This is a genomic window from Kumtagia sp. (genome assembly GCF_059502445.1).
The window spans coordinates 90,718-102,334 of sequence record NZ_JCACER010000018.1; the positions used below are offsets into that span (position 1 = coordinate 90,718).

Here is an 11,617-nt window from a genome sequence, read left to right on the forward strand (position 1 = left end):
ATGTGGCGGCAGGGCACGCCCATATCGACCGCAAGGGAGGAGAATTCCATGTCCGAGGTCCATGTCCACAAGGTGCAGCCCGCCTGGAGGGAGCGCGCGCTGATCGACAACGAGACCTATCAGAAATGGTACGCCGAGAGCGTCGCGGATCCCGAGCGGTTCTGGGCCGAGCACGGCAAGCGGATCGACTGGTTCAAGCCCTACGGCAAGGTGAAGAACACCACCTTCGACGCCCCCGTCTCGATCAAGTGGTTCGAGGACGGCGAGCTCAACGTCTCCCACAACTGCATCGACCGGCACCTGGCGACGCGCGGCGACCAGGTGGCCATCATCTGGGAGGGCGACGACCCGGCCGAGGACAGGAAGATCACCTATCGCGAGCTGCACGAGCAAGTCTGCCGGCTGGCCAACGTCTTGAAGAAGCACGGCGTCAGACGAGGCGACCGCGTCACCATCTACATGCCGATGATCCCCGAGGCGGCCTATGCGATGCTCGCCTGCACCCGCGTCGGCGCCGTGCACTCGGTGGTGTTCGGCGGCTTCTCGCCGGATTCGCTGGCCGGACGCATCGTCGACGCCGAATCGACCTTCGTGATCACCGCCGACGAGGGCCTGCGAGGCGGCAAGGCCATCCCGCTGAAGGAGAACACCGACAAGGCGGTCGACATCGCCGCCCGGCATCACGTCATGGTGAAGAACGTGCTGGTGGTGCGCCGCACCGGCGGCAGGATCGGCTGGGCCGACGGCCGCGACCTCTGGTACCACGAGGAGACCGCGGCGGTGTCGGCCGACAACGAGCCGGAGCGGATGAACGCGGAAGACCCGCTGTTCATCCTGTACACCTCGGGTTCGACCGGCAAGCCGAAGGGCGTGCTGCACAGCTCGGGCGGCTATCTCGTCTACGCCTCGATGACCCACCAATACGTCTTCGACTACCATGACGGCGACATCTACTGGTGCACGGCCGATGTCGGCTGGGTGACCGGCCACAGCTACATCCTCTACGGGCCGCTCGCCAACGGCGCCACCACGCTGATGTTCGAGGGCGTGCCCAACTATCCGTCGGTGTCGCGCTTCTGGGAGGTGGTCGACAAGCACAAGGTCAACATCTTCTACACCGCCCCCACCGCCATCCGCGCGCTGATGGGTGCCGGCGACGCGCCGGTTAAGAAGACCTCGCGCAAGAGCCTGCGCGTGCTGGGCTCGGTCGGCGAGCCGATCAATCCCGAGGCCTGGGAGTGGTATTTCAACGTCGTCGGCGACGGCAACGTGCCGATCGTCGACACTTGGTGGCAGACCGAGACCGGCGGCATCCTGATCACGCCGCTGCCCGGCGCCACCGACCTCAAGGCCGGATCGGCGACGCGGCCGTTCTTCGGCGTGCAGCCGCAGCTCGTCGACAACGAAGGCAAGGTGCTGGAGGGCGCCACCGACGGCAATCTCTGCATCGTCGATTCGTGGCCGGGGCAGATGCGCACCGTCTATGGCGACCACGAGCGCTTCGTGCAGACGTATTTCTCCACCTACAAGGGCAAATATTTCACCGGCGACGGCTGCCGCCGTGACGAGGACGGCTACTACTGGATCACCGGGCGCGTCGACGACGTCATCAACGTCTCCGGCCACCGCATGGGCACGGCCGAGGTCGAGTCGGCGCTGGTCAGCCATCCAAAAGTGTCGGAGGCGGCGGTCGTCGGCTATCCGCACGACATCAAGGGCCAGGGCATCTACTGCTACGTGACGCTGATGGCTGGCGAGCAGGGTTCCGACGAGCTGCGCAAGGAGCTGGTCGCGCATGTGCGCAAGGAGATCGGCGCCATCGCCTCGCCGGACAAGCTGCAATTCGCGCCCGGCCTGCCGAAGACCCGCTCCGGCAAGATCATGCGCCGTATCCTCAGGAAGATCGCCGAGGACGATTTCGGCGCGCTCGGCGACACCTCGACGCTGGCCGACCCGGCGGTGGTCGACGACCTTGTGACGAACCGGCAGAACAAGAAGGGGTAGACGGCAATCGACATCATAGAGGTCATTCGCCGCACGGAGCAGGGCGTCACACAGCCTTATATCTGCAAGACGGAGGACGGCGCGCTTTATTTCGTGAAGGGCAAGGGCGCCGGTTTTGCGTCACTTGCAAAGGAATGGTTGGCGGGTTCGCTGGCGGAAGTGTTCGGGCTGCCTATCCCGAATTTCTCGATACTCAACGTGCCTCGCGGTCTCTACGAGTTGGGACGCCATGGCCTGCTGGCCGATCTCGGGCATGGTCCAGTGTTCGGATCGAAAGCGATTCCTAACGTGAACGAGATAACGACGACGGAAGCAGGAAAAATACCCGACGCAATGAAGCGACGGATCGCGGTCTTTGACTGGTGGATCATGAATGGGGATCGGACCTTGTCCGAACACGGAGGCAATCCCAATATCCTTTGGGAAGTCTCCCTCGGCTGCCCGTTCGTGATCGACCACAATCTCGCCTTCGACCAATCGGTGAGCCTTGCTGGGCTCGAGGCCCAGCATCTCTTCGGTACTTTCCTTACCGAGGTCATCGATACGCCTTCCCTCCAGGACATTTGGTCGGAACAATGCGATCGGTGTTTGGGGAGATGGAACGACTTTTGCGGTGCGCTTCCCGAGCGCTGGAGTTATCTTGACGATCAACTTACCGTCGACAGTGGCTTTGATCCGTCGGCGGCTTTGGCAATCCTTAGGCGATTTGATACTGCCGCGATGTGGTCTCGATGATGAACAGGTTGGCCGTACGCTACGCAATTATCCGCTTCCAGCCGCATGTGGAGACGGAGGAGTTCGCCAACATCGGCGTAGTCCTGGTGGCCCCAGAAATGGGCTACTTGGATTTTCGCATCGAGACGAGACGGATAGGACGTCTGACGGCATTTTTCGATGCGTTGGACGCTCGCCTGATCCGGCAGGTTTTGGGTGATTGCCGATCTGAACTTCAGCGGCTGCGAGCACTTGCAGGGTACGATCGTACCGGACAGTCGCGCCTCAGCCTCATGCCAGGCGAAAGCGCTGAACACCTATTCGCCACGCTGACCAAGGATCGCGAAGGCATCATACGCTATAGCGACGTTCGCTATGCAATGCACCTCGATCCAGCAGCGCTGCTTGACCAACTGTTCGATCACTACGTCGCGCGTGCCTTCGCGGATGTCGAATACAAGGAGAGGCTGCTGGAGCGGCATGTCCGCCAGCTGCTGAGCAACCAGCAAATCAGCGCGCGGTTCAGGAGCAAGGTTTACAGCGACGGACTCTATACCGCACGGTTTCCATTCGTCGGCGACAAAGACGGCGAAGACAGAATTGTCCTCAAGCCCATCTACCTGGGGCAGAAGGAGCCGATGAACATTTTTGATCACGCCAATAAGTGGCTCTTTCGAGTCAATCGCCTAAGAAGGCAATTGCCCGAACACGTGACATTTGCAGTCGAGGGACCCGCAGGACCAGGCCCATCCGACGAGGCTTTCCAGGAAGTCTCCACACTTTTTGAACGTAACCACATCGAGGTTATCAGCCCGGAAGCTTCCGCGTTGCTGGCGATCGCTCGGCACTTGCAGTAGTGGGTGCCGCCTTCACATCGTGAGAGATCGGAAATGAGCGAACTCGGCCATGTCTCCGGTCTCTGGCGCTATCCGGCGAGCTCGCTGGGCGGCGAGCCCATGTCGAGCCTGTCGGTGGACACGGACGGCGTCGTCGGCGACCGGCTGTTCGGTCTGGTCGATGCGGAGAGCGGCGAGATCGCCCGGCCGGATGGCGCCAGCCGATGGCATCCGGTGCCGCGCATCAAGGCGCGGCTGTCGGCCGAGGGGCGCCTGGAGGTCGCGGTGCCGGGAAGCGACTGGCTGCCGGCGCCGGGCGAACCCTGCGACCGCGCCGTCTCGGACTTTCTCGGCTTCGCCGCGTCGGTCCGTCCGTTCCATCGGCACGCCGGCTACTCCGGTCCGCTGACGGAAGCGCGCTACAGCAAATCGCCCATCCATCTCATCACCACCGCCTCGCTGGCGCGGCTGAAGGCGCTGCATCCGGCCGGCGATCCCGACCAGCGCCGCTTCCGGCCGAACATCGTCGTCGACATGCCCGAGGTCGACGGGTCGTTTCCGGAAACCGAATGGATCGGCCGGCGGCTCGCGCTCGGCGATCTGCAGCTCACGGTGGCGGAGCCCTGCCGCCGCTGCGGCTTCACCATCATCGCCCAGGACGGCTTCGACAACGATCCGAACATCCTGCGCAACCTGGTCCGCCACAACGGCCACAATCTCGGCATCTACTGCACCGTCGACCAGCCGGCCCGCATCGAGACCGGCGCGCCGATGCGCTTCCTGTAGGCGTCGCTACCGATAGAGGTCGGCACGCGTCGGCGGCAGGATGCTCAGGCCCTTGCCGCGCCTGACGGCGACCGTCTGGAAGATCTGGGTCGAGCCGCGCTGGAAGGTGATCGAGCAGCCGGTCAGATAGAGCAGCCATAGCCGCGCCCGGGGCTCGCCGACTTCGGCGATCGCCTGCTCGAACCGGTCCCGCAGCCGCTCGGCCCACAGGCGGCAGGTGCGGGCATAGTGTTCGCGCAGGTTCTCCGCGTCGTAGACGAGGAAGCCGTGCGTCTCGAGCCCGGAGAGCGTCATGCCGATCGTGTCGAGCTCGCCGCCGGGGAAGATGTATTTGATCAGCGCCCGGTATTCGGCGCCCTTGCGCAGCGTCCTGCGCATCGTGCCCTTCGAGCGGCGGGTGATCGCGTGGTGCAGGTAGATGCCGTCGGGCTTCAGCAAGCGCCGGACCGCCGAGAAATAGGCCGCGTGGTTGGCGATGCCGAGATGCTCGAACATGCCGATCGAGCAGATCTTGTCGAAGCTTCCGTCGAGGTCGGCATAGGACTTGATCTCGATGGTGATGCGGTCCTCCAGGCCTTCGGCGCGGATGCGCTCGCGCGCCAGCTCGGTCTGCCGCTCCGACAGCGACACGCCATGCCCGGTCACCCCGTAGTGCTTGGCGGCGTAGATCAGCATGGCGCCCCAACCGCAGCCGATGTCGAGCAGGCGCTCGCCGGGCTTCAGCCGGAGCTTGCGGCAGATATGCTCCAGCTTGTCCGTCTGCGCCTGGTCGATGCCATTGGCGAAATCGGTGAAATAGCCGCAGCTGTAGACCATGCGCTCGTCGAGGAAGAGCCGGTAGAAGGCGTTGGAGATGTCGTAGTGGTGGCGTATCGCCTCGGCATTCGAGCCGCTGGCGAACGGGTCGCGGCCGGCGAGGTCGGCCGGGCCCGCCCGCGGCCTTCCGGAGATGAGCACGGCCGGCAGGTCGCGCAGCAGCTGCAGCTTGGGCAGCGTTTTGAGCTTCGCCCGCAACTTGCCTTCTGCCCGCCGCTCGAACAGGTCGAACAGCGTGCCGCCCTCGACGTCGACCGCCTTGGACACCCACATCTCGATCAGCGTCGACAGGTTGGGCCGGCGCAGCGCCCGCCAGACGATGTCCTTGTCGTTGAGGACCAGAACCGGCCCGGCCGCCGGGCCGATCCGCTCCCCGGTCCACAGCCTGACCGCGAACGCCGGCTTCAGCGTCTCGATGACGGTGCGAACGATGCGGACGGCCCTCTTGCCTGTGTCCATGCGTCCCCCCCGGATCGGGCAGCATCGGGGCCGGCGGGAACGATGGCGGCGAAAATTTGCCACCCACATTCGAACCGGCTCGACCGGATGCCCTTGTCAAACCCGTCGCGAGCCCCCATCATAAGGCCGTGTTCAACCAATCGAAAGGAGGTGATCCGATGTCGAGTGATTTCGTTTCCCAGCGTCAGGTCTCGGCGGATCGCCTTTTCGGGGAGCAGCCTTCCCGCTGAAGCGCGATTACGTGCGGCTGGCAATCCTGATGGATCGCCGCTGACGGCCGCGCTGGACGAAAGCCACGGAAGGACCGTTGTCTTATGGAGGCAGCGGTCCTTTTCTTTTGGGGCGGGCCGGCGCGGCTCGACGGCGGCACCTTTCTAGGTCGATGGATGGATATTCGCACGTGACCGTTTTGCAGACGACGCACCTGACGCTCAGTCCCTGCCGCCCGAGCGACCGCGCCGACTTCATCGATCTCGAGCTCGACCCGGAGGTCATGCGCTTTCTCAACGGCGGACATGCCGTCGACCCCGAGCGGGGCGAGCCGAACGCGACGTTCCTCAGGCCGAGGGGAACGGAGCCTCACGTCTGGACGGCGCGTCATACGACCGACGGCGCGTTCGTCGGGTGGTTCTGCCTGTGGCCGGAGAGCGCGACACTGGCCGAACTCGGCTATCGCCTACGCCGGGCGGCGTGGGGGCAGGGGTTGGCCTCGGAAGGGGCCTCGGCCCTCGTCGACTGGGGATTCGGAACGGGTGGCTACGACAAGATCGTCGCGACCACGATGGCGGCGAACCACGCGTCGCGCCGCGTGATGGAAAAGATCGGCATGAACTACGCGCGCACGGTTTTCGTCGACTGGCCCGATCCCATTCCGGGCAGCGAGCACGGCGAAGTCTGGTACGAGTTGATGCGCTCGCAATGGAACGGCGGATGACCCCTTCCATGCTTCCCGCGCCGCGCCGGGACTAGCCCGCTATCGCAATGCCTCCCGAGGAGTGCAGCGGTTTGGAAGCAAAGATATGCGCGCAATCGAGGCCCACGGCACGTCGCATGAGTCCCTTTCAGGCGACGTGCTGTAGGGATGTCGGCGAAGCGCGGCTTGTCCTATCCGCACCAGCCGCCCCGCTTGCCGCCGCGATAGGGCCGGACGGCGCCGCGGTCGAGCAGCATGCGGGCGACGACCTTGCCGTCTCCGGTGACCACGTCGGCCAGCACCCGGCCGTAATATTTGGCGCTGCCGATGTTGGAGATCGATACGGTTCCCGGGGCGAGCAGGCCCGACAGCAGGTCCCGCGCCGCTTCAGCGGCCTGCCGCTCGGCGGCGCAGCGGCTCTTCATCTCCGGCGCATCGATGCCGCGCACCCGGACATTGACGACGACATACTGCCCCGGCCAGACATGCGCCTCGGCCAGGAAGGTGTCGCCGTCGAGAACGGACAGCACGCGCGCCTCCACCGGTCCCTTCAGGAGCGCGGCTGCGCCGGCGGCCGGGGCAAGCGGCCATGCGCCGGCCAGGGCGAGGGCCGCGAAGGCGCAAAAGCCGAGCTGCGCGACGGCCGCCTGGTCCGGGTGCTCGAGCCGTTTTCGCCGACGTCTCCCGGCCTGTTCCTGTATTTTCCCAGCCGCGCCCAGACGCAGCCGAAGCTGCGCGCCTTCATCGACGTGGCGCTCATGGTGCTGCGCCGGACCGGCGTCCGGCGGTGAAGCCGCACCTCGCCTTTATCCCAGATCCACAGGCGTCCGGGTCTGCAGGCCGGGCTCCGTCCAGTCGGTCGGACGCACCACCATCCGGTGCACCCTCGGCGGCTCCGTGCCGCTGTGCAGCGCCTGGATGCGGTCGGCGACGCCAGCGTCGGCCTGGGTGCGCCGCTGGTTGTGGCGGACGTAATCGGTCCAGGTCGGCACATGGTAGGATTCGATCCACACCTCCGGCTTCTCGGTGTCACGCAGCAGCTCCCACTGGCGGGCGCCGTCGCGCCGGCGGATGCGGCGGCGCTCATGCATGGCTTCGAGGAAGGCGCGCGTGTCCTCCTCGCGGATGATGTATTCGATCAGCACCGCCACCGGGCCGCTGCGGCCGCGCAGGTCGAGCGCGACATGCGGCATCTGCCAGCGGCCGAGCGGGTCGAGATTGTCCGGCGTTTTGGCCGGCAGCGCCAGCCAAAGCCCGATCGCCGCGCCGCCCAGCATCAGCACGGCGGCCGACAGCAGCGCCGCGTCGATGCCGTAGCGGTCGGCGACCACGCCCCATATCCAGCTTCCCAGCGCCATGCCGCCGAAGGTGGCGGTCTGGTAGAGCGCCAGCGCCCGCCCGAGCACCCAGCGCGGCGTCGACAATTGCACCGTGACGTTGAACATGGCGAGCGCCAGCACCCAGCAGACGCCGCCGATCGCCATGCCGAGACCCGCAATCCAGGCGTTGGGGCTGAGCGCGACGGTGGCCGCGCAGACGGCGAAGCCGATGAAGGCGGCGCGCGCCACCGTCTCGTTCGACCATCTTTCGCGCGCCCGGCCGCCGAGGAAGGCGCCGCCGATGGCGCCGATGCCGTAGCAGCCGAGCATCAGGCCGTAGAGCAGCGGCCCGCCGCCGGGCAGGTCGCGCGAGGCGAGCGGCAGCAGCGACAGCACTACGATCGCCGTGAAGCCGAAGGCGAAGCCGCGCAGCAGCACCTTTTCGATATGCGGCGACATGGCGACGTAGCGCAGCCCCGCCGTCATCGCCGAGCCGAGCGTCTCGGGCGGCAGCGTCGACACCGCGACCGCCGGCTTCCAGCGGCCGATGGCGAAGAGCAGCGGCAGATAGCTGACGGCATTGACGGCGAAGGCGGCGGCGGCGCCGAAGCTCGCCACGATGATGCCGCCGATCGCCGGCCCGACGCTGCGCGACAGGTTGAAGTTGACGCTGTTGAGCGCCACCGCCGACGGCAGCACGCTGCGCGGCACCATCTCGCCGACGGAGGCCTGCCAGGACGGGTTGTAGAGCGCCGTGCCGCAGCCGATCAGGAAGGTGAAGCCGAGCAGCAGCCACGGCGTGATCACCCCGGCATAGGTGCACGCCGCCAGCCCCAGCGACACGACCAGCATGAACACCTGCCCGATCAGCATCACCCGACGCCGGTCGAAATTGTCGGCGATGGCGCCCGACGCCAGCGAGAAGATCATGATCGGCAGCGAGGTCGAGGCCTGCACCAGCGCCACCATGTCGGCCGAGCCGGAGATGGAGGTCATCAGCCAGGCCGCGCCGACCGCCTGGATGAGGCCACCGAGATTGGAGGCCAGGCTCGCCGCCCACACGCCACGGAAGACCGGATAGCCCATGGGCGCCAGGGACGACGTTCGCTCGGTCACCGGCGGCTTTCCTCCTCGTGGATGACGGCGCGTTGGCGTGTCATGATGTCATAGCGTCTTCAGGCTAGGCGTGGAACCCGCTGGCCCAGAACGTCGGGCGATCCTAACCGTTGCACCCTTGACCGCCGGGCAAGCAGATGGCGCAGCACGCCGCACTGGCAATTTTTGTGCGGCGCAATATGTGTTGCAGTGCAGTATCCCGGACAGAAGGACCGCTTCCATGCCTGCCGCCCAGACCTCTCCCCGGACCGCCGTCGTCACCGGCTCGACCTCCGGCATCGGCCTCGCCATCGCAAGACAGTTCGCCGCCGAGGGCTGCAACCTGGTGCTGAACTCCTTCAGCGACAGCCCCGGGGACCGCGCCATCGCCGACGGCCTCGCCAGGGAGCACGGCGTCAAGGCGATCTACGTGCAGGCCGACATGTCGAAGCCCGACCAGTGCCGGGCGCTGGTGGCGCAGGCGGCCGAGGCGTTCGGCACGGTCGACATCCTCGTCAACAATGCCGGCGTCCAGCATGTGGCGCCGGTCGAGGAGTTCCCGATCGCCAAATGGGACCAGATCATCGCCATCAACCTGTCGTCGGCCTTCCACACCGCGGCCGCGGCGATCCCGCTGATGAAGAAGGCCGGCTACGGCCGCATCGTCAACATCGCCTCGGCGCACGGCCTGGTCGCCTCGCCGTTCAAGTCGGCCTATGTGTCGGCCAAGCACGGCATCATGGGCCTGACCAAGACCATCGCGCTGGAGGTGGCGCGCGACGGCATCACCTGCAACGCGGTGTGTCCCGGCTATGTGCTGACCCCCCTGGTCGAGGCGCAGATCCCCGACCAGATGAAGGCGCACAACATGGACCGCGAGACCGTCATCCGCGAGGTCATGCTCGACAAGCAGCCGACCAAGGAGTTCGTCACGGTCGAGCAGATCGCCGCAACCGTGTCGTTCCTGTGCTCGCCGGCGGCCGCGCAGGTCAACGGCACGCATATCTCCGTCGACGGCGGCTGGACGGCGGCGTGAGGCCCCTTCTCCTTTCATGGCAGGGCAATCGCATATGGAAGTTCTGGAAGCGTCGGCCGGCGGGTTACCCCCACCCCTAACCCCTCCCCTCAAGGGGGAGGGGAACTTTGCGGCCGCCATTGCCGAGCGAAATCGTCATCGATTCATGGCTGTCTCAACTGCGGCAAGATCCCCCTCCCCCTTGAGGGGAGGGGTTAGGGGTGGGGGTAACTCCATAGGCGATTGCCCTGCCATTCACGGGGGGAAAAACGCTCCGCGCCGCCGCGCCAACTCGTGAACAAGGACGCGCCATGACCGCCAACGGCAAAACCCCGGCGAAGAAGCCGATCAACGTCGCGCTGCAGGGCGGCGGTTCGCACGGCGCCTTCAGCTGGGGCGTGCTCGATCGGCTCCTGGAGGACGGCCGGCTCTCCTTCGACGCCGTCTCCGGCACCAGCGCCGGCGCCATGAACGCCGTGGCGCTGGTCGACGGCTGGATGCGCGGCGGACCGGAAGGTGCGCGCGAAAAACTGCACGACTTCTGGAAGGCGGTGGCGCGCAACGGCCGCTTCAGCCCGATCCAGCGGACGCCCTGGGACATGCTGCTCGGCAACTGGTCGGTGGAGAACTCGCCGGGCTACTACTGGTACGACATGATGAGCCGGGCCTTTTCGCCCTATCTGGTCAATCCGCTCGACATCAACCCGCTGCGCGACGTGGTCGAGGCCGAGATCGATTTCGACAGGGTGCGCGCCTGCCGGGCGATGAAGGTTTTCGTCTCGGCCACCAATGTCGAGACCGGCCAGATCCGCGTCTTCAATCCCGACGAGATCACCGCCGACGCGGTGATGGCCTCGGCTTGCCTGCCGCAGCTCTTCCGCGCCGTCGAGATCGACGGCGTGCCCTACTGGGACGGCGGCTATGGCGGCAACCCGGCGATCTTCCCGTTCTTCTACGCCAACAGGACCGAGGACGTGCTGCTGGTGCAGATCAACCCTGTCGTGCGCGAGGGCACGCCGCGCAGCGCCAACGAGATCCAGAACCGCATCGACGAGATCACCTTCAACGCCGGGCTGCTGCGCGAATTCCGGGCGATCGCCTTCGTCAAGGAACTGATCGCCGCCGGGCGGCTGCCCAAGGATGAGTACCGCGACATCCGCCTGCACCGCATCGACGCCGACGAGGCGTTCAGGGAACTGTCCGCCTCCTCGAAGGTCAGCGCCGAATGGGCCTTCCTCGAATATCTGCGCGACCTCGGCCGCAACGCCGCCGGCGATTGGCTGGAGGAGCATTTCGACGCGGTCGGCGAGCGCCCGACCGTCGACCTCGAGGCTTTCCTCGTGCTGCGCCCGCCCGTCGACCGCAAGCCGGGTCCGGGCAGCCGCGTGCGCGCCTTCCTCGCCAACCGCCCGAAGCCAGGCCCGGCGCGGCGGCGTTAGCGCAGGACTGGAACCGTCGATCCCGCCCCTCACCCTTACCGGTAGGGCAATCGCATCTGAGTTTACCCCCACCCCCAACCCCTCCCCACAAGGGGGAGGGGGACTGGCTGGCATGTCCGCCAGGCGCTAATTGTCGACGATTTCGTGCGGCATGGCGGACACGAGGTCCCCCTCCCCCTTGTGGCAGGGCTGTCCGGGGAAAGTTGTTGGTGAATCGAAAT

General features: G+C 66.2%; 11 protein-coding genes. 8 read left to right on the forward strand and 3 right to left on the reverse strand.

Annotated elements, in window-relative coordinates; all coding sequences use genetic code 11:
- Positions 1-48 precede the first annotated feature (48 nt).
- From acs to AC5JDC_RS07665, 4 genes are read left to right on the forward strand one after another with little or no spacing between them, the layout of a single operon-like run.
- On the forward strand, positions 49-2,004 hold the full coding sequence (acs, locus tag AC5JDC_RS07650) for an acetate--CoA ligase (RefSeq protein ID WP_495840550.1): 1,956 nt from the start codon (positions 49-51) through the stop codon (positions 2,002-2,004).
- A 24-nt stretch (positions 2,005-2,028) separates the two neighbouring features.
- Positions 2,029-2,739, forward strand: coding sequence for a HipA family kinase (locus tag AC5JDC_RS07655; protein WP_495840570.1), 711 nt, complete (start codon positions 2,029-2,031; stop codon positions 2,737-2,739).
- Positions 2,736-3,575, forward strand: coding sequence for a DUF3037 domain-containing protein (locus AC5JDC_RS07660; RefSeq protein WP_495840551.1), 840 nt, complete (start codon positions 2,736-2,738; stop codon positions 3,573-3,575). Before AC5JDC_RS07655 ends, AC5JDC_RS07660 begins: the two co-directional genes overlap by 4 nt.
- Before the next feature lie 33 nt (positions 3,576-3,608).
- The gene (locus AC5JDC_RS07665) at positions 3,609-4,340 is read left to right on the forward strand and encodes an MOSC domain-containing protein (protein WP_495840553.1); all 732 of its coding nucleotides are present in this window, start codon (positions 3,609-3,611) and stop codon (positions 4,338-4,340) included.
- 6 nt (positions 4,341-4,346) lie between these two features.
- On the opposite strand, the gene AC5JDC_RS07670 is transcribed toward AC5JDC_RS07665, so the two are convergent.
- Entirely contained in the window at positions 4,347-5,615 is a 1,269-nt protein-coding gene (locus AC5JDC_RS07670) for a class I SAM-dependent methyltransferase (protein WP_106773762.1), read from the reverse strand.
- Positions 5,616-6,015: 400 nt separating this feature from the next.
- Between AC5JDC_RS07670 and AC5JDC_RS07675 the strand changes: the two genes are divergently transcribed.
- Positions 6,016-6,549, forward strand: a complete 534-nt coding sequence (locus AC5JDC_RS07675; RefSeq protein ID WP_495840555.1) for a GNAT family N-acetyltransferase — start codon at positions 6,016-6,018, stop codon at positions 6,547-6,549.
- 170 nt (positions 6,550-6,719) lie between these two features.
- Here the strand turns inward: AC5JDC_RS07675 and AC5JDC_RS07680 are convergent, their stop codons facing one another.
- The gene (locus AC5JDC_RS07680) at positions 6,720-7,058 is read right to left on the reverse strand and encodes a thermonuclease family protein (protein ID WP_495840557.1); all 339 of its coding nucleotides are present in this window, start codon (positions 7,056-7,058) and stop codon (positions 6,720-6,722) included.
- On the opposite strand from AC5JDC_RS07680, the gene AC5JDC_RS07685 reads away from it, so the two are divergent.
- Positions 7,014-7,319 (forward strand): hypothetical protein, encoded by a 306-nt coding sequence (locus AC5JDC_RS07685; protein ID WP_495840559.1) that lies wholly within the window; start codon positions 7,014-7,016, stop codon positions 7,317-7,319. The two genes, AC5JDC_RS07680 and AC5JDC_RS07685, sit on opposite strands and share 45 nt — an antisense overlap.
- 15 nt (positions 7,320-7,334) lie before the next feature.
- On the opposite strand, the gene AC5JDC_RS07690 is transcribed toward AC5JDC_RS07685, so the two are convergent.
- Positions 7,335-8,963: an MFS transporter gene (locus AC5JDC_RS07690; RefSeq protein WP_495840561.1), complete on the reverse strand. Its 1,629-nt coding sequence runs from the start codon at positions 8,961-8,963 to the stop codon at positions 7,335-7,337.
- 220 nt (positions 8,964-9,183) lie between these two features.
- Between AC5JDC_RS07690 and AC5JDC_RS07695 the strand changes: the two genes are divergently transcribed.
- A complete protein-coding gene (locus tag AC5JDC_RS07695) occupies positions 9,184-9,978 on the forward strand; it encodes a 3-hydroxybutyrate dehydrogenase (protein WP_495840563.1) in 795 nt (264 codons plus the stop codon).
- A 290-nt stretch (positions 9,979-10,268) separates the two neighbouring features.
- Positions 10,269-11,396, forward strand: a complete 1,128-nt coding sequence (locus tag AC5JDC_RS07700) for a patatin-like phospholipase family protein (protein ID WP_495840565.1) — start codon at positions 10,269-10,271, stop codon at positions 11,394-11,396.
- Positions 11,397-11,617 lie beyond the last annotated feature (221 nt).